General features: G+C 70.8%; 15 protein-coding genes. 8 read left to right on the forward strand and 7 right to left on the reverse strand.

The features are described from left to right. The first annotated feature begins 70 nt into the window (after positions 1-70). The gene (locus VGX25_RS13690; protein ID WP_326918133.1) at positions 71-4243 is read left to right on the forward strand and encodes a trypsin-like peptidase domain-containing protein; all 4173 of its coding nucleotides are present in this window, start codon (positions 71-73) and stop codon (positions 4241-4243) included. Between the two features lie 3 nt (positions 4244-4246). Here VGX25_RS13690 and VGX25_RS13695 read toward each other — a convergent pair whose 3' ends face one another. The 3 genes from VGX25_RS13695 to VGX25_RS13705 are packed head-to-tail and all read right to left on the reverse strand — an operon-like array spanning position 4247 to position 7511. Continuing rightward, positions 4247-4567, reverse strand: coding sequence for a CU044_2847 family protein (locus VGX25_RS13695; RefSeq protein ID WP_326918134.1), 321 nt, complete (start codon positions 4565-4567; stop codon positions 4247-4249). Between the two features lie 27 nt (positions 4568-4594). Further along, positions 4595-6274 carry an EAL domain-containing protein gene (locus tag VGX25_RS13700; protein WP_414635795.1) on the reverse strand — a complete coding sequence of 560 codons (1680 nt, stop codon included), beginning with the start codon at positions 6272-6274 and terminating at the stop codon, positions 4595-4597. A gap of 52 nt (positions 6275-6326) precedes the next feature. Beyond that, positions 6327-7511 carry a lycopene cyclase family protein gene (locus tag VGX25_RS13705; protein ID WP_326918136.1) on the reverse strand — a complete coding sequence of 395 codons (1185 nt, stop codon included), beginning with the start codon at positions 7509-7511 and terminating at the stop codon, positions 6327-6329. 134 nt (positions 7512-7645) lie between these two features. On the opposite strand from VGX25_RS13705, the gene VGX25_RS13710 reads away from it, so the two are divergent. The 3 genes from VGX25_RS13710 to VGX25_RS13720 are packed head-to-tail and all read left to right on the forward strand — an operon-like array spanning position 7646 to position 10301. After that, entirely contained in the window at positions 7646-9196 is a 1551-nt protein-coding gene (locus VGX25_RS13710; protein ID WP_414635796.1) for a deoxyguanosinetriphosphate triphosphohydrolase family protein, read from the forward strand. A 51-nt stretch (positions 9197-9247) separates the two neighbouring features. Continuing rightward, positions 9248-10144 carry a helix-turn-helix transcriptional regulator gene (locus VGX25_RS13715; RefSeq protein ID WP_326918137.1) on the forward strand — a complete coding sequence of 299 codons (897 nt, stop codon included), beginning with the start codon at positions 9248-9250 and terminating at the stop codon, positions 10142-10144. Then, positions 10107-10301 (forward strand): DUF397 domain-containing protein, encoded by a 195-nt coding sequence (locus VGX25_RS13720; RefSeq protein ID WP_326918138.1) that lies wholly within the window; start codon positions 10107-10109, stop codon positions 10299-10301. Before VGX25_RS13715 ends, VGX25_RS13720 begins: the two co-directional genes overlap by 38 nt. On the opposite strand, the gene VGX25_RS13725 is transcribed toward VGX25_RS13720, so the two are convergent. Then, positions 10281-10643, reverse strand: a complete 363-nt coding sequence (locus VGX25_RS13725; RefSeq protein ID WP_326918139.1) for a hypothetical protein — start codon at positions 10641-10643, stop codon at positions 10281-10283. The genes VGX25_RS13720 and VGX25_RS13725 overlap by 21 nt on opposite strands. 347 nt (positions 10644-10990) lie before the next feature. Between VGX25_RS13725 and VGX25_RS13730 the strand changes: the two genes are divergently transcribed. After that, complete coding sequence (locus VGX25_RS13730; RefSeq protein WP_326918140.1) at positions 10991-11146, forward strand: hypothetical protein; 156 nt, start codon at positions 10991-10993, stop codon at positions 11144-11146. Here the strand turns inward: VGX25_RS13730 and VGX25_RS13735 are convergent. Further along, a complete protein-coding gene (locus VGX25_RS13735) occupies positions 11143-11910 on the reverse strand; it encodes an SDR family oxidoreductase (RefSeq protein ID WP_326918141.1) in 768 nt (255 codons plus the stop codon). The genes VGX25_RS13730 and VGX25_RS13735 overlap by 4 nt on opposite strands. A gap of 431 nt (positions 11911-12341) precedes the next feature. Here VGX25_RS13735 and VGX25_RS13740 point away from each other — a divergent pair, with 431 nt between their 5' ends. Then, positions 12342-13964 carry an ABC-F family ATP-binding cassette domain-containing protein gene (locus VGX25_RS13740; protein WP_326918142.1) on the forward strand — a complete coding sequence of 541 codons (1623 nt, stop codon included), beginning with the start codon at positions 12342-12344 and terminating at the stop codon, positions 13962-13964. Between the two features lie 184 nt (positions 13965-14148). Further along, positions 14149-14358: a helix-turn-helix domain-containing protein gene (locus VGX25_RS13745; protein ID WP_325160150.1), complete on the forward strand. Its 210-nt coding sequence runs from the start codon at positions 14149-14151 to the stop codon at positions 14356-14358. Between the two features lie 30 nt (positions 14359-14388). On the opposite strand, the gene VGX25_RS13750 is transcribed toward VGX25_RS13745, so the two are convergent. Beyond that, positions 14389-15675, reverse strand: a complete 1287-nt coding sequence (locus tag VGX25_RS13750; RefSeq protein WP_326918143.1) for a glycosyltransferase 87 family protein — start codon at positions 15673-15675, stop codon at positions 14389-14391. A gap of 80 nt (positions 15676-15755) precedes the next feature. Here VGX25_RS13750 and VGX25_RS13755 point away from each other — a divergent pair, with 80 nt between their 5' ends. Further along, positions 15756-17621, forward strand: a complete 1866-nt coding sequence (locus VGX25_RS13755; RefSeq protein WP_326918144.1) for an ABC transporter ATP-binding protein — start codon at positions 15756-15758, stop codon at positions 17619-17621. Here VGX25_RS13755 and VGX25_RS13760 read toward each other — a convergent pair. Next, positions 17618-18081: nucleotidyltransferase family protein (locus VGX25_RS13760; RefSeq protein ID WP_326918145.1), on the reverse strand; the 464-nt coding region annotated here is incomplete at its 5' end. The genes VGX25_RS13755 and VGX25_RS13760 overlap by 4 nt on opposite strands.

The raw sequence follows: 18081 nt of genomic DNA on the forward strand, positions 1-18081 counted from the left end.
GGGAGTCAGGGTGCGTGGTGATCAGGTACCTGCCGAGGCGATCGCGCGAATCCACAACGGCGCTGGTGAAGTGGTAGGCACGGGGTTCCTGGCAACCGGCGAGCTGGTCCTGACCTGTGCGCACGTGCTGGGCACCGAGGGGCCCGACGGGCCCGTCATGGTCGATTTTCCGTTGCTGGCCGGCGATACCCGCGCGACCGCGCACGTGGTTGCGTGGCACGGCATCGAGCCGGATGGCCGCGGCGATATCGCCGTGCTGCGGCTGGCCGCGACGCCGTCCGTGGCGGTCCCGTCGAGATTGTCGGACACCACGACGCGGTGGGGCGAGCAGGTGCGGGTCTTCGGTTTCCCGCCCGACCTGGGCTCGGACTACGGGGTGTGGGTGGAAGCCGAGCTGCGGGCCGCCAACGGCGCTGGCTGGCTGCAGATCGAATCGGCGCCGGGGCGCCGACCGGTCGGTCCCGGGTTCAGCGGCTCTCCGGTATTCGCGCCGTCGAGCGGTGGGGTGGTGGGCATGGTCGTCGCGGCCGAGCGCGGCGCGCACACCACCACCAGTTACGTGCTTCCGGTCGGCGCGCTGCTGGCGGCCCATCCCGAGATCGCGGCCCCCGACCCCGGCGAGATCTGCCCGTACCGGGGCCTGGAACCGTTCTACGAAGAGCACGCGGAATGGTTCCGCGGCCGCGAGTCGCTCGCCGAGCGGTTGCTGGATCTCGTTGGCACGCGGCCGATTGTGGTCGTGGCCGGGCCGTCGGGCAGTGGCAAGTCCTCGTTGGTGCGCGCTGGCCTGGTCCCCGCCGTGCGGCGACGCCGGATGGACGTCGCCGTGTTCCGCCTGCTGCCCGGAGAACCCGCGCTGACCTCGTTCGCGCGAGCGCTGCTGCCGGTACTGGAGCCGGAGTTGACCGAGCAGGCTCGGCTGGTAGAGGCGGAGTCATTGGCGGCGCGGTTGTCCACGGCGCGTGCCCAGACCCTGCCGTGGCTGACCGACCGGTTGCTGTCGAATGCCAAGCCGGGTGGCCTGCTCATCGTCATGGACCAGTTCGAGGAGGGCAGCGCCGATCGGTCGTCCGAGACGCGGGAGCTGTTCGAGCTCGTGCTGGACCTGGCCGGCGCGGCGCGGCGGCACCGGGACGGATCGCCTGCCCTGGCCGTCGTGCTGACCCTGCGTTCGGGCGCGCTGGACGAGCTGGTCACCGACCGGACCGCCGATGCCGTGGCGGGTGGCGTGGTGTTCGTGCCGCCGATGACCCGCGCGCAGCTGGCGGAGGCGATCAGCCCGGGCGGTGTCGCGTTCGAGCCGGGGCTCGTCGCGCGGATACTCGACGACGCGGGCACCGAGCCGGGGACGCTGCCGCTGGTGGAGTTCGCGCTGGCCCGGCTGTGGGACAACCGCAGCGCGGGTACGCTGACCCACGGCGCCTACGACGAGCTGGACGGTGTCGCCGGAGCGCTGGCCGGTTACGCCGAAGGGCTGTACGGGCGGCTGACCCCCGCCGAGCAGGAGTCCGCGCGCCGGCTGCTGGTGGGACTGGCCCGGCCCGATGACGACGGCGGGTTCCTCCGCCGGCCGCTCTTACTGTCCGATGTGGACGATGAGCTGTTTCCGGTGCTGGGCAAGCTGTCCACCGGCCGGCTTGTCGTCGTCGGCAGGACCGCCACGGGCACCGAGATCGTCGAGCTGGCACACCAGGCGCTGCTGGACCGGTGGCCCCGGCTGGGCGAGTGGCTGGCCGAGGAGCGGGACTTCCTGTCCTGGCGCGAACAGCTGCGCGGCGGCATGTCCCGGTGGCTGGCCGACAACCGGGACCCGGGCGGCCTGCTGCGCGGCGCGGCACTGGCCCGGGCCGAGGAATGGCTCGCCGGTGACGCCGATCTGTCCACTGAGGAACGGGAGTATATCCGGGCGAGCCAGGCCCGGGAGCGGCGCCGGCACCGTGTCCTGCTCGGGGTGATCGCGGTGATCACAATCCTGGCGCTGGTGGCGGGCGGCCTCGCGGTGCTGGCTCAGCGGGCCAACAACAGGGCGCAGGACCAGCTGCGCCTCGCGCACTCCAGGGCACTGGCCGAGGACTCGTTGCGGTTCCGGACCATCAATCCACGTATGGCGCTGCAACTGGCCCTAGCCGCTTGGAACACCGCGCCCACCTCGGAGGCGTACGGTGCCCTGTTCACCCAGTACGCCGGCCTGCAATCGGTCGAGAAGGTGGTCCAGGACCCGTGGCACAACGGTCTCGACCGGATCATGACCAGCCCGGACGGCTCGGTCGCGGCATTCGTCAACAAGGACGGGCTGCCCAGCGTGTGGACGGGACTCAATGGGGACGACCCTCATCGGGATGTGATGGCGCCGCTTCCCCACCGAGTACCCGGTGGAACGTTCCAACTCAGCCCATCGGGAAAGCTCCTCGGCTACACCAGCGCCATCGGCCACGTCGTGCTGTGGGACCTCCAACGGCACAGCCCGGCGGTCATGCTGCGCGACACCACACAGCCCAGCCGCATCGTGCGGTCGATGGCGTTCTCATCGGACGAGACCAAACTGCTCATCCAGCGCAGCCAATACGAATCCGCGAACCCGGAATTCGAACTGTGGGACCTGGAGCAGCACCGGACCGTCCCCATCGCCCAGCGCCTGGGTCCCGATCGCGCCACGGAGATCATGTTCTTCGGCCCGACGCCGAACACGGTGGTGCTGGACACGCCCGGCAGCGGCGCGAACATCTACGACCTCACCACCGGACAGCTGATGCGGGCGGTCCCCAAGCCAAACCCCAATTCCGACAAGATCGCACAGAACGGCGCCGCTCTCGTCCACTGCGCAACCGGCGGTGACCCCTCGCCAGGCTCAGGCTACAGAGAGAGCCTCGACGTCCTTGACCTGGCCACCGGAACGCGGCAACGCAGCATCCCGGTGCCCTCGTGCTACGGCTTCGAGCTCGACACCAGTACCAACTATGCAATTGTCCGCGAGTATTCGGACGAGGCCGACGCCAACCGCCAGTTCACCGTCACCGACCTGCGGACGGGTCGCACCTACCGGTTGGCCACCCCCACCATGGACTTGAACACCACCGGCATCGGCCCGGACCAGTTCCAGGACAAGATCGCGATGTTCGCCGGCGCGGACGGCCATCCCGTCGTGTTGATCGGGAACAAGAATCTGCTGTACCGGCAGCGCCCATCCAGACTCGACCAGAGCGCTGCGGCGGCGGCCACGAGTGAGGTCACCAACCGGCAAGGAGACCTCGGGGTCACCTTCGACCCGTCCGGGGCGATCAACCTGATCAACCTCGAGACCAACGCCACCGTCGCCACCGCCCCCGGCAGCATTCCCTGCTGGGGCACGTGTGGACGGGGCAAGCCGCTCGACTTCAGCCCGGACGGCAAACGCCTGCTTGTGGTCCGCGACGACACGCTGGTGATCTACGCGGTGCCGGCGCTCACCATCGAGGCCCGGATCAGCCTCCCGCTGCCACCAACGCTCGGCGGACCGCCCAACGAGGACGGCTACGAGGCCGATCAGTGGAGCAGCTCGGTCGGCATCCTGAACAACGACCAGGTCACGGTCCTGCACGCCGGCATGATCACCCGGTGGAACCCGAACGATGGTCGGCAGATCGGCACACCGATACAGGTGCGCACCGACCGCGACGCCCTACGCCGCTCCGCCCATCTGGCGGTGCTGGAACCGCGTCCCCAGCACCCGGCGGAGGCGGTCGTGATCGAACCCAACGGCGACGCCGAACTGTGGAACCTCGACCAGCACCGAACCATCGCGACGCTCGACCGGTCCAACGTGTCCCAGGGCTCGGTTCGGTTCAACCCCAAGGGTTCGATCGCCGCGGTGCACACGCCCGACCGGGACGTCCAGCTCTGGGACATCGAACCGACGCGCAAGCGAGGCAGGCCGATTCCGACCGGGGGAACCGGTGTCCTCGGCTTCACCCCGGACAACAAGCTGATCACCATCGACCTTGCCACGAACAAGGTGGCCCACATCTGGGACCAGGACACCGGCAAACGTCTGGCCACGCTCACCGGGCCGACCAGCTACGCCGCCAGATGGACACTCGAAGACGACCGGCTGACCGTGTTCGGCAAGGACGAGACCCGGTCGATCGAGCTGGACCCGAACCTGTGGCTCGGCGCGCTGTGCCAGCTCAGCAACTGGGACTTCACCGATGACGAGCGCGCCGTGCTGGCCCAGTTGGGCGCACCGCAGGAGCGGCCGTGTCCCTGAGGCTCAGTCGGCTCTCCACTCGACACAGACCTTGAAGTTCGCCTCGGTGGACGCCCGGGCCACCACCACACCCGCCTCGGCGGTCAACTTGATGCCGAACTCCACCTTGACCTTGTCCGGGCTGCTGGCCAGGCCCCGCATCCCGGTCACGATCGCGTCCACCGCTGGCCGCAGGCGCAACACCGCCTCCTGCAGCGTGTCACCGGCCTCTGCGACCGCGTCGCGCACCCGACCAACCCGGTCGATGCCCGACCTGGCTGGCTCCGTGTTCTCCACCAGCACACTGCTGCCATCGTCCAGCCGCATCCTCAGGACCTCAGACACGAACCCTCCCAGCCTGCGCTCAAGCGCTCACGACACTAGCTGGGAGTGTCGGGCCCGGCCGCGGAGGATGTCCACCCGCTGGGAGTTCGGCCGGCCGAGTACCCAGCTTGACCCGGGCACCGCCTTTGCCTGCTTCTTCAGTGGGGCGAGCAGCTTCGACGCCTCGCGGTAGGAGCCGACCGAGTCGATGCCGCAGACCAGCGTCGCGAGCGACACGCTCACGGTCATGCCCTCGATCGTCCACAGCGGATCGACCAGGCGCTCGGCCAGCGGAGCGATCTCATCCAGGTCGGCGACCACGAGGAAGTCGTCGCCGCCGACATGCCCGACCCGGGTGCCGGGCAGGTCGGACTCGGCGTCGGACAACGCCTGCCCGAGCGCGCGGATCAGATCGTCGCCGGCCGCGAACCCGACGGTGTCATTGACCGACTTGAACGAGTCCACGTCCAGCCAGGCCACCACGAACATCTCCGCCCGGGCGATCCGCCGCTCGATCTCCCTGGCCACCGCGTCGGTGCCGGGCAGCCGGGTGAGCGGGTTGAGCGCGGCCGCCTGCTCCACCTTGGCCTCGGCCACGCACCGCACCACCTCGGTCAGCCGCACGATCCCCGCGCAGCGCCCGTCGCCGTCGACGACCACGACGTCGTCGCCGGTGCGCTGCCCGTCGGACCCGCCGACCATCTCCAGCAGCTGCAGCGCGGTCGCGTCCCACCGGATCAGCCGCGGCGGGTCGGCGTGCCGGAACGCGGCCCGCTTGGCGTGCAGGGCGTGGCCGTACGGCCCGGTGACGGCCAGCAGGAACCGGCTGCGGTCCAACGACGCGCACGGCCGGTGCTGCCGGTCGACCAGGACCACGCCGTTGATGTCGGGCTGGTGCGCGAACACCTCCCGGACCTCGTCCGCGGTGGCGTCCTCCGCCAGCGTGGCCGCATCGTGGAGCAGATCGGCGATCAGCGGTGTCTGATCCACCGGCGCGGCCGCCGGCGACAGCTCGATCAGCTCGGCGGCGGCCTGCGACACCGCGACCGCGGCCCCGGCGCGGTGGTCCGGCGCCGCCAGCAGGTTGCCCTGCGCCAGCCGGACTCCCAGGCGCCGCAATAGCACGAGCTGCTCCCCCGACTCCACGCCGACCGCCGCGAGCCGTACGCCGGTACGGGCGGACAGCTGAGCGAACGCCTCGACCAGCGCCACCGCGGCGGCATCCCTGGGCAGCCCGTGCAGCAGCCGCGGGTCGAGCTTGAGCATGTCCGGCGGGACGTCCACCAGGATCGACAGCGGCAGGTCGCCGTTGCCCACGGCGTCGAACGCCAGATGGAAGCCGTGCCGCCGCAACGCCCGCAGCCCGCCGACCAGCTCGGTCCGCGGGACCCGGCAGAACGGCGGGGAGATCTCCAGCGTGATGTCGCCCGGCGCCCTGCCCGCCTGGCGCAGCGCAACGTCGAGGTAGCTCAGCAGCGTCTCGGCCCGGGCCGCGGTGCTCGCCAGCACGTTGAGATGCAGCGGCCCTACGGTGTGCGCCTCGGCCGCGGCGAGCACCGCGCTGCTGGCCAGGGCGACGTCGGTGGCGGTGAGTTGGCCGGCATGGCCGGCGTCGCACAGCAGGTCGTAGACCGTGCCGGACTGTGGCCTGGCCAGCGCCTCGACGGCGACCGGTTGCCCCGTGCGGGTATTGACCAGCGGTTGAAAGGCGAACGTCAGCTGAGGCACCTCGGCCACATCGACCAATCATGCCGATTCCGCTGGTACGGCGGCATGGATGTCACCGATTGTTCACGGAGAATGGTCCAAGGTTCACCGGTTTGGCCCAGTGGCGGGCAATCGAGGCGCGCAGCGGTCCTTCGGCGGCACGGAAGATCGCGGTCATTGCCCTGGCGGTTCCGGCGATGTCGTCGCGGCCGGCAAGATATGTTCGTTGCAGATCTGGCGGCAGCCGGAAGAACAGCTCGAAGAATTGCGGGAGCCGGGCCGGTGGCAGGGCGAGCAGCACCGAAAGCCCCCGCCGCCGCAGCACCCGCACCGCCCTGGCCGACGGCGGCCACAGCGCCTGCCGCGCCGCCCGGATCGCCATTCCCGGGTCGCGGCCCAGCCCGCCGGAGATGGCCTCGGCGAGCCGCGGCGCGAGCCGGAACGAGTCCGCCACGCCGTACCCGGTCGCCGGGTGCACCAGCGCGGCGGCCGCGCCGAACGTGACCACCCCGGCCCGGCGGCGCGGCACCGGCAGGTCGAGCGGGAACCGGACCCGCTCGGTCGCCCCGCCGCTGACCGGCACGCCGAACGCGCCCAGCCGCGCGAGCAGCCGGGACCGCAACTCCGCAAGGCCCATCCCGGGCCGCCGGGCCAGCGAGGTCTCCTCGAGCAGCACCCGCCCGTCCGGCAGCGGCACCCCGTAGAGGAACGTCGACGGGTCGAACCCGGGCACCGGCCGCCAGTCCATGAACAGCGCGGCCCCCGGCTCGACCAGCGGCGTCGCGGCGCCCGCCGGCAGCACGACGCCGAACGCGCTCTGCTCGACGCGGGGCGCCCGGACCGGCCCGCCGGACAGCACCCGCCGGGTCCCGGTCGCGTCGATCACGACCGCCGCGGCCAGCACCCGCCCGGAGGTGAGCGCCACGCTGGAGCCGTGCGGACCGGTGTACGCCGCGGTCACCCCGTCGGCCACGGTGGCGATCTCCGGCCGGGTCAGCGCGGTGCGCACCGATTCGTTGTCCAGCACGGCATAGGTGCGGTCCAGCCGGTGCTCGGTCATCGCGACCGCCCTTGCGCCCGCCTGGACCCACCGGCTGCCCGCGGGCAGCACGGTGCAGTCCTCGGTCCACAGCCCGTAGGTGGCGCGCCAGCGGGCGTGCGGAGCGGGGTCGACGAGCACGGTGTCCAGCCCGGCGGCGGCGCACGCCGCGGCGGCCGCCCATCCCGCCGGCCCTGCTCCGGCGACAAGAACGTCCACCCGACGATCTCAGCACAACCGGCGTGGAAGCAACGTGACATTCCTTTCGAAGAAGAAAGCCATGGCACATTCCTTCTTGATCGGGCAATCCCGGCCGCGGACGATTAGGGTCCCGGAACGTGAACGGTGATTTGATCGACCGGCGGGAGGCGCGGCGGTCCGCGCGCGTCGACGGTGTGCCCGCCGACCTCGCGGCGAGCCCGTTCCGGGCCGACCGCGACCGGATCGCCTCGTCACCGTTCTTCGCCCGGCTGGGCGGGGTCACCCAGGTGGTCAGTGCCAGCGGGTCCGGACTGCTGCACAACCGGCTGACCCACAGCCTCAAGGTCGCCCACGTCGCGCGCGCGATCGCCGAGCGGCTGACGGCCAACGCGGAGGTCGTGCCGATGCTCGACAAGCTCGGCGGCTGCGACCCGGACGTGGTCGAGGCCGCGTCGCTGGCCCACGACCTCGGCCACCCGCCGTTCGGCCACCTCGGCGAGCAGGTGCTGGATCGCCTGGCGCGCAACAGGTTTCAGCTACCGGATGGTTTCGAGGGCAACGCGCAGAGCTTCCGCATCGTGACCACCACCGACACCCGCGGCCCGAGCGGCGTCGGCCTCGATCTGACCGCCGCGGTGCGCGCCGCCCTGCTCAAGTACCCGTGGACCCGGCTGTCGTACCCGTCGCCGCACCCAAGCACCCTGCCGGTCCCGCCGCGCGGCGCCTCGGCGCCGCCCGCCGAGCCGCACACCGGATCGAGCAAGTTCTCCGCCTACGTCACCGAGCTCGACGACCTGACCCGCTGCCGCGAGCCGTTCGCCGCCCGGATCGCCGACTGGCAGCAGACCGTCGAAGCGTCCGTGATGGACACTGCGGACGACATCACCTACGCCATCCACGACCTTGAGGACTTCCACCGCATCGGCGTCCTGCAGCACGCGCCGGTCGCGGCCGAGCTGGGCCAGTGGCTGGCCGGCGCCATCGACCTCGCCGGGCTCGACGACGCCGCGCTGGCCGCCCAGTCCCGCCGCCCCGGACGCTCGCTGGAGCAGCTGCGCCGCCGCCTGCACCGCCGCGACTCGTGGATCGTCGACGACGAGGCGTTCATCGCCGCGGTGTCCCGGGTCCGCGCCGAGCTGGTCGACGACCTGCTCGCCACCCCGTTCGACGGCTCCGTCGAGGCCGAGCAGTCGATCGGCCGGTTCTCCGCCCGGTGGACCGCCCGCCTGGTCGCCGGCATCGGCGTCGACCTCGACCCACCCACCCGATCCGGCCACGTCGTGCTGGCCCCCGCCCAGTGGCACGAGGTGCAGGTCCTCAAGTTCGTGCACCGCCGCTTCGTGCTGCGCCGCCCGGATCTGGCGCTGCACCAACGAGGCCAAGCCCGCCTGCTCACGTCTCTGGTGGAGGCGCTCGACCAGTGGCTCGGCGACCGCCACGAGGCCGACCGTCTGCCCCGCCGCCTACACGACCTGGCCGCCCTCGCCGAGTCCGAGTACACCACCCTGTCCGCAACCGCCCCGCTGGCGTTGAAGGGCCCCGCCGGCGAGATTCCCCAGGGCATCGACGCCCTTCGCTCGTTGGCCCAGGGCCGCGCCGTCATCGACTTCGTCGCCTCGTTGACCGACACCCAGGCCGCCACCCTCCTCGACGCCCTCTCCGGCCGCACCTCCCAACCCTGGTCCGACGCCTTCGTCCTCTAATCACGCCGTGTCGAACCGTTTTCCACCCTGACAATCGTTAGCGTCGTCACCATGACGAGAGGAAACTTCACCGCCCGTGCCCGAGCCGTCGGCGCCGAGCTGCGCGCCTGGCGCGAACGCGCCGGCATCGACGGCCAGGAGCTCGCCCGCATGCTGAGCTGGTCCGGCGCCAAAGTGTCCAACATGGAGTGCGGCCGCCGCGGCGTCTCCGAAGTAGACGCCGCCATGTACCTCGCCTGCTGCCGCGCCCCAGGTGACGACATCCACCAGATCCTCGAGTTCTTCCACGACAGGCACGAGTACTTCGTCGAACCCCACGGCAACCGCCTCGCCGACGAGCTGCTCAGCCTGATCACCATCGAAACCACCGCCAACGCGATCCAGAGCTTCGAACTGGTCGTGGTTCCCGGCCTGCTCCAGACCGAGGACTACGCCCGCGCGCTGATCACCCAGTACGGCCTGACCCCGGCACGTGCCATCGAGTCCAAGGTGCGTGCCCGCAAGGACCGGCAGGCGCTGCTGCGTCGCCACCGCCCGCCGAAATGCATCTTCTTCCTGCACGAGAACGCATTGCGCCTACCGGTCGGCACCAACGCCATCATGAACGATCAGCTTCTGCACCTGGTGTTCGCGTCTTCCCGCCCGCACCTCACCATCCGCGTCGTTCGGGTCAAGGCGGGCCCGGTGCCCGGCATGGCCGGCCCGTTCGCCCTCATGACCTACTCCCAGGGCCGGCCGATCGTCTGCCTGGAGCACGACACCACCAGCATGTTCCTGGACGGCGACGAGGATGTGCGAATCTACCGAGAAGTTCTCGCCCGGCTGTCCACGGTCGCCCTGGATGAGGAACAATCGCGGACGTGGCTTGCCACCGCGGCAAGCGCTCACGACCGACCGCGAGGGACCCACGATGACGTCACCCGAGCCGAGGGACCGCCGCTGGTATAAGAGCAGCTTCAGCGGCGGCAGCGGAGACGGCAACTGCGTGGAGATCGCGCCCACTGCAGGCGCGGTCTCGATCCGCGACTCCAAGAACACCAGTGGCGGCGAGCTCACCCTCCCCGCCGCCGCCTGGCACTCCTTCCTACTCACGCTGCCGCAGTAGCCCCAGGATCTCGTCCAGCTTCCCGTCGTGGCTATCGAGCCGCTTAGTGTGCTTGCGCTGGTTGTCTTCTAGGCGCCCCAACTGGTGGCTCATGTGGTTCAGCCTGCTAGTCGTGGAGTCCTGCTTGGCGGCATGGTATTCGAGCGTGTGCTGCATCTCTTCCAAGCGGTTGCCGTGCTCCTGCTGGACGGAGGCGATCGTCGTTACTCGCTCGCTGACGGCATCTACTCTGCTGCCGACTGCATCCACTTTCGCGTTGGTCTGATCGAACTTGTCATAGAGCGCTTCCATGTCGTTGCGGTTCTGACGAACCTGGCGGTCCAGTTCCCGTGGAGAAGTCATGGCGCCGAGCGTAGACCGCGGTCGAGGGCCGTCAAAATGCTTGTCCACAGGGAAAACCGACACGATCGAGTTGTCCACAATCCACAGCTAGGTCTCAGCTTCAGCACAGGTGTGTGGTAGAGGCTGGCGGTGTGAGTGAGACAGACAAGACACAGCCAGACCCGGACCGGGAGCAGGAGTCAGGGGCGGATGCGCCCACGCAACCGGCGCAATCTCAGCAGGCTGAGCAGGCCGCGCAGGCGCCTCCGACGCAGCAGGAGGTGCCGCCCGCGCAGCCGGCCCCGTCGCCTCCGCCACCGCCCGCGCCGAGACGGGTGCCGTCGACGGTACGGACGTGGGTGGCGGCCGTGGTCGCGGGCGTGTTGCTGCTCGGCGGCGGGCTGGGTGGCTACTTCATCGGGGCGGCCAGCGACCATGATCGGGACCGGCCCGGGATCTCGCGCCACGGCGACCACGGGCCCGGGCAGTTCCGGGACGGACCGCGCTTCCGGCAGGAGCGTTAGCCCAGCGATCCCGTGGCGAGCAGGCCGCCGTCCACCCGGACGGTCTCGCCGGTGATCCACGACGCCTCGTCCGAGACCAGGAAGGCGACCAGCGAGGCGACGTCCTCGGGGGTGCCGAGGCGCTTCATCGGGTAGGCGTGGGCGGCCTCGTCCTCGCGGCCGACGTAGAGCGCCTCGGCGAACCGGGTCTTCACGGTGGCCGGGGCCACACCGTTCACGCGCACAGAAGGGCCGAGCTGCCAGGCCAGCTCCATGGTCAGGTGGTTGAGCGCGGCCTTGCTCGCGCCGTACGCCCCGAGCACGCCGGTCGACCGCAGCCCGCCGACCGACGAGACGTTGACGATGTTGCCGCCGTGCTCGGCCATCCACGCGCGCAGGGCCAGCTGCACGAAGCCGAGCGCGCCCACCACGTTGGTGTCGAAGGTCTTCAGCACGGCGCCGAGGTCGGCGTCGGCGAGCGGGCCGTAGGTCGGGTTGATCCCGGTGTTGTTGATCAGGATGTCCAGGCTGCCGAGCTCCTCCACGGTCTGCCGGACCACCCGTTCGCGGTCCTCGTGCCGCCCGGCGTTGCCGGCCAGCGCGAGCACCCGCGCGCCGGAGATCTCCTTGGCCAGCCGCTCGCCGGCCGCGGTGATGTCGTCGGCCTTGCGCGACATGATGGTCACCGCGGCGCCGCCGCGCACCAGCTCGGTCGCGATGGCGAGGCCGATGCCCCGGCTGGCCCCGGTCACGAGCGCGGCCTTGCCGCTGAAGTCCCAAGTCATGGCGAGCACTCTAACTGTGCCTTTCCGAAGCGAGCGGCATTCAGAACAGAGGTGGTCACCACAGCTTGTCTGTCTCGGCTTGGCTGCGTGGTTGCTGCCCGACCACTCGGGCGGGCCAGCTCGCCGGGCGGCGTCGCTGGTCTGTGGAGACTCGTGCTTGTGGTTGTGTGTCCGACCGCTCGGACAGGCCTCCGGCCTGCCCTCGCTAGTCGGAAGCGACACCGCCCGGCGGCCCACGCTCGCTGGGTCGGGTTCTGAATGTCTCTCCAGGCGGGCGCTTAGCCGCGAGCCTCGATAACCGCGTTGCGGGTCACCCGTACACTGGCCTCGTGGTGGTTCGGACGGAGGACTAGGGCGTCCAGCTCGCCGGTCACGACAGGCGAGCCGCTGACCCCTGCCCACCGACCACATCTTCTCGGGGAGTCATCTCAGTGATCACAGCCACGGATCTCGAGCTGCGCGCCGGCTCGCGCATCCTGCTGTCCGACGCGACGCTGCGCGTCCAGCCCGGCGACCGGATCGGCCTCGTCGGCCGAAACGGCGCCGGCAAGACCACCACGCTTCGGGTGCTGGCCGGCGAGGGCGAGCCCTACGGCGGCAAGCTGCACCGGTCCGGCCCGCTCGGCTACCTGCCGCAGGACCCGCGCGAGGGCAACCTCGACGTCACCGCCAAGGACCGGGTGCTGTCCGCGCGCGGCCTCGACGATCTGCTGCGCGAGCTGGAGAAGGCGCAGACCGCGATGGCCGAGCACGTCGACGACGGAACGCGGGACAGCGCCGTGCGCCGCTACGGCCGGCTCGAGGAGCGCTTCGCCGCCCTCGGTGGCTACGCCGCCGAGAGCGAGGCGGCCCGGATCTGCGCCAACCTCGGCCTGCCCGACCGGGTGCTGACCCAACCGCTGCGCACGCTGTCCGGAGGGCAGCGCCGGCGGGTGGAGCTGGCCAGGATCCTGTTCGGCGCCTCGGAGATCGGTGGCGGCGCCGGCACCGCGCTGCTGCTCGACGAGCCCACCAACCATCTCGACGCCGACTCGGTCACCTGGCTGCGTGGCTTCCTCAAGGGGCACAACGGCGGCCTCGTGGTGATCAGCCACGACGTCGACCTGCTCGCCGAGGTGGTCAACAAGGTCTGGTTCCTCGACGCCATGCGCGGCGAGCTCGACGTGTACAACATGGGCTGGCGGCGCTACCTCGACGCGCGCGCGGCCGACGAGAAGCGGCGCCGGCGCGAGCGGGCCAACGCGGAGAAGAAGGCCTCGGCGCTCATGGCCCAGGCGGACAAGATGCGTGCCAAGGCCACCAAGGCGGTCGCCGCGCAGAACATGATCCGCCGGGCCGAGCGGATGCTGTCCGGGCTGGAGGAGGTCCGCCAGTCCGACAAGGTGGCCAAGATCCGCTTCCCGGAGCCGGCGCCGTGCGGCAAAACCCCGCTCACCGCGGAAGGACTCAGCAAAAGCTACGGCTCGCTCGAAGTCTTCACAGGAGTGGATCTGGCTATCGACAAGGGATCCCGGGTCGTCGTGCTCGGTCTCAACGGCGCCGGCAAGACCACGTTGCTGCGCCTGCTCTGCGGCATGGAGCGGCCGGACTCCGGCGCCGTGATTCCCGGCCACGGCCTACGGATCGGCTACTACGCGCAGGAGCACGAGACGCTCGACCATGACGCGAGCGTCTGGTCCAACGTGCGCCACGCGGCCCCGGACCGCCCCGAGCAACAGCTGCGCACCCTGCTCGGCGCGTTCCTGTTCAGCGGCGAGCAACTCGACCAGCCGGCCGGAACGCTGTCCGGCGGGGAGAAGACCCGGCTGGCCCTTGCCGGCCTGGTGTCCAGCGCGGCCAACGTGTTGCTGCTCGACGAGCCGACCAACAACCTCGACCCGGCCAGCCGCGAGCGCGTCCTGGACGCCCTGCGCCGCTACACCGGCGCCGTGGTGCTCGTCACCCACGACCCCGGTGCCGTGGAGGCCCTCGAGCCGGAGCGGGTGATCCTCCTGCCGGACGGCACCGAGGATCATTGGTCCGCCGACTATCTCGAACTCGTTCAGCTGGCTTGAGAACCCCGTTACGGATGCCGGTAGTAGAGCCATGAAGCGGGCGCAGACGGGTCCTGCTTTGGTGCGTCTGGGGGACTTCCGTCGGGATTTTTGGATCTCGCCTGGCGTTCCGGGCCGACCTGTTCGATCATTGCTCGGCAGGGGTTGCACTGACCTCAGTTACACGTTACGGAAGGCGGATGACGTGGCTGACCTGAAGAAAGGCGCGCGGATCACCGGCAACACGCGCGACAAGCTGGCCGCTGACCTCAAGAAGAAGTACGAGAAAGGCGCCAGCATTCGCGCGCTGGCCGAGTCGACCGGGCGCTCCTACGGCTTCGTCCATCGAGTGCTCTCCGAGTCCGGCGTCACGCTGCGCGGCCGGGGCGGCGCGACGCGCACCAAGAAGAAGTAGGCCCGAAGCCTCTTCTGCGCGGATGTTCTTTCAGTAGGGGTCGGGGTCCGCGACCGATTCGGTCGGTCCTACTGGGGTGCCGCCGTGCGCGTGGGTGTCGGCGGCGGAACCGGGATTCGGTGTGGTGGCGGCGAAACCGGCCGCCGCGCCGAGCATGGCCAACGGGTAGATCAGGTAGCCCCAGCGGGTAGCCGGAGCGAGCACGATCGCCGCACCGAGTCCGACGGCGATCCGCGTCAGCGTGTCCGCCGGCGTGCGCGGCGGGCGCAGCACCAGCCATGCGGTGATCGCGCAGGCCGCGACGCCGAGCAGCCCGATGGCTACCGCATGTCCGATCGGGCCGGCTTGGGCGATCAGGTGGCCCGGCAGCGGGCTTGCCGCCGGTGAGCGCGCCTGCCCGAGCCCCGCCGGAAACTTGATCAAGTGTTCGATGAACATCGCCGGATCGGCCGCGAGGACCGGCCCAACGATGATCACCGTGGCCGCGCAGATCGTACCGAGGAAGATCGCCCCCGCGCGACCACCCCGGTGCGCGAACATCGCGACCGTCAGCACGGCCATCGCGGGCAGGGCGGTCAGCTTGGTGTTGACCACGAGTGCGCCCACCATCCCGGCCGGGACCGGGCCGGCCCGGTAGACCAGCGCGGCGGCCAGCACGATCAGCGCGATCACCGGCAGGTCGTCGCCGGCCACGCTCGCGGTGAGCGCGGTGATCGGGTTGACCACGGCCAGCTGCGCCGCCAGGACCGGAACCCGTGGCCAGCCGAGCAGCCGCAACGTCAGCACGACGCAGAGCACGCTGATCGCCAGGAACATCAGCCGCGCGTCGGTCGCCGGGCCGTCACCGAGGATCGCGCGGGGCAGCCCGTAGATCGTCATCGCCGGGCCGTACGGCGTGTAGTCGTCGGGATGCGGGGTCGGGCCGAGGGCGGGGTAGGGCGTGCCGTCGTCCAGCAGCAGCCGGGCGGACCGCTCCACCACCCAGACCTCGGGCTGCGCCGGGAACGACCACGGCCACGGTCCCCACACGAACGCCGGCGACCGCACGATCACCAGCACGGCCGTGGGAACCAGGATCGCGAAGATCGCCACGAGGCCGATCGGAATCCACCGCGACCGCAGCCGGCCGGGCCCCCGGCCGGCAAGCAACGCCGTGTGCGCCACGGCAAGCAGGTAACCGATCGTGGCGAGGTTCCCCCAGACCCGGTAGCCGTAGAACTCCGACCAGAGCGCGCTCGCGCCCGCGAATGTCAGACCTACCAGGTAGAACAGGAGATCGAGCCGCACCGGCGGGACACGGCTGATCGGCTGCGGCATGCCCGCAGAGTAATGATCGAGGGAAGCTCCAGCGACCCGCGGGTGTTGTTGCGTGCGATGAACCGATGAGGAGGGCCGGCATGGACGGGACCTGGATGTTCATGCGGGGCGCGATGAAGGCGCCGACCACGCCGCGGTCGCTGCGCAAGGGCACCGTGCGCCGCGTGTTCGCGTTCTCCCGGCCGCACCGCGCGAAGCTGGTCGTCTTCCTGTTGCTGACCGTCATCTCGGCGGTGCTCGCGGTGAGCACGCCCCTGCTGGCCGGCCGGGTGGTCGACGCGATCGTCGGCGGCCGGGAGGCGTGGCTGGTCGTGTGGCTGGCCCTGGCCATCGCCGGCGTCGCGATCATGGATGCCGGGCTGGGGCTCGCCGAGCGCTGGCAGTCCGCGCGCATCGGCGAGGGATTGATCTACGACCTGCGCCGCGCGGTGTTCGAGCACGTGCAGCGCATGCCGGTGGCGTTCTTCACCCGCACCCGCACCGGCGCGCTCGTCAGCCGGCTCAACAACGACGTGATGGGCGCCCAGCGCGCGTTCACCTCGACGCTGTCCGGCCTGGTCACCAACGTGATCCAGCTGGCGCTGTCGCTCGGCGTCATGATGACGCTGTCCTGGCAGGTCACCGGCCTGGCGCTGCTCCTGCTGCCGGTGTTCGTGCTGCCCGCGCGCCGGATGGGCCGCAGGATGGCCGACCTGCAACGCGAGGCCGCCACCCTCAACGCCTCGATGACCACCCAGATGACCGAGCGCTTCTCCGCCCCCGGCGCGACGCTGGTCAAGCTCTTCGGCCGGCCGCGCGTCGAGGCCGACGAGTTCGGCGCACGGGCCGGCCGGGTGCGCGACATCGGCGTGCGCACCGCCATGCTCACCCGGTGGTTCATGACCAGCCTCACCCTGGTCTCGGCGCTGGCCCAGGCGCTGGTCTACGGCCTCGGCGGCTACCTGGCGCTGCGCGGCGAGCTGGCCCCTGGAACCGTTGTGGCCCTTGCCCTGCTGCTCACCCGGCTCTACACCCCGCTGACCGCGCTGGCCAACGTCCGGGTCGACGTGATGACCGCGATGGTCTCCTTCGAGCGGGTCTTCGAGGTGCTCGACCTTCCCCCGATGATCAAGGAGCGGCCCGGGGCCGGTTCCGTGCCACCCGGCGGCGTCTCCGTCGAGTTCGACGACGTGCGCTTCGGCTACCCGGCCGCCAGCCAGGTTTCCCTTGCGTCACTGGAGGAAGTTGCCGTCCTCGACCAGCGTGGCGGCCAGGAAGTGTTGCACGGCATCACGTTCCGTGCCGAGCCCGGCCAGATGGTGGCCCTGGTCGGCCCGTCCGGCGCCGGCAAGTCCACGATCGCCACGCTCATCCCCCGACTGTACGACGTGGACTCCGGTGCGGTCCGACTGTCCAATATAGACGTTCGAGACCTGACGTTCGACTCGCTCCGCGACACCGTCGGCGTCGTCACCCAGGACGGCCACCTGTTCCACGACACGATCCGCGCCAACCTCGCCTACGCCGCGCCGGACGCCGACGACGAGCAGATCTGGGACGCGCTGCGCCGCGCCCGCCTGGCCGATCTCGTCGCCTCCCTCCCCGACGGACTCGACACCGTCGTGGGGGAGCGCGGTTACCGCCTCTCCGGCGGCGAACGTCAACGCCTCACCATCGCCCGCCTGCTGCTCGCCCAGCCGCGCGTGGTGATCCTCGACGAGGCCACCGCCCACCTCGACTCCGAGTCCGAGGTCGCCGTCCAGGAGGCGCTCACCGACGCGCTGGCCGGACGCACCGCCATCGTGATCGCCCACCGCCTGTCCACGGTCCGCGCCGCCGACCAGATCCTGGTCATCGAGGACGGCCGCATCGTCGAGTCCGGCACGCACGACACCCTGCTCGCCGCCGGCGGCCGCTACGCCGACCTCTACACCACCCAGTTCGCCAAGTCCCCGGCCGCGGCCTAAGGCAGATCCTCCGGCCGATCCACATCCAACCCCGACGCCACATCCCCGCACGGCACCTCGATCGCCGGATGGACCTTCAAGTACGGCCGCGCCCCCGCATCCCCGGTCGCCAGCTCGCACACTCCCGCCCAGTGCTCCCGCCCGATCAACACCGGGTGCCCCGGCACGCCGTCATACGTCGCCCGCGCCAACACCCCCGGCCCCGCCAACCCCCGCACCCGCCGCACCGCCTCCACCGTCATCCCCGGCGTATCCACCGGAACGACCAACGCCGCCACAACGTCCACTCCGGACAGTGCAGCCAACCCCACCCGCAGCGACGACCCCATCCCCGACTCCCACTCCGGATTGTCCACAACAGACACTCCGCCGAGGTTCGCCGTCGCCCTGACCTCGTCCGCCCCCGCCCCCACCACGACGACCACCGGCGCACACCCCCCATCCCGCACCACCCCCGCCG

It is taken from the genome of Actinophytocola sp. (genome assembly GCF_035942955.1).
Lineage (GTDB): Bacteria > Actinomycetota > Actinomycetes > Mycobacteriales > Pseudonocardiaceae > DASYTH01.

What these genes read in the sequence shown, in the direction of transcription:
- VGX25_RS13715 (WP_326918137.1), top strand. Translation starts at nt 9,248, where the DNA reads ATGACGAGAGGAAACTTCACCGCCCGTGCCCGAGCCGTCGGCGCCGAG.
- VGX25_RS13720 (WP_326918138.1), top strand. Translation starts at nt 10,107, where the DNA reads ATGACGTCACCCGAGCCGAGGGACCGCCGCTGGTATAAGAGCAGCTTC.
- VGX25_RS13725 (WP_326918139.1), bottom strand. Translation starts at nt 10,643, where the DNA reads ATGACTTCTCCACGGGAACTGGACCGCCAGGTTCGTCAGAACCGCAAC.
- VGX25_RS13735 (WP_326918141.1), bottom strand. Translation starts at nt 11,910, where the DNA reads ATGACTTGGGACTTCAGCGGCAAGGCCGCGCTCGTGACCGGGGCCAGC.
- VGX25_RS13750 (WP_326918143.1), bottom strand. Translation starts at nt 15,675, where the DNA reads ATGCCGCAGCCGATCAGCCGTGTCCCGCCGGTGCGGCTCGATCTCCTG.
- VGX25_RS13755 (WP_326918144.1), top strand. Translation starts at nt 15,756, where the DNA reads ATGGACGGGACCTGGATGTTCATGCGGGGCGCGATGAAGGCGCCGACC.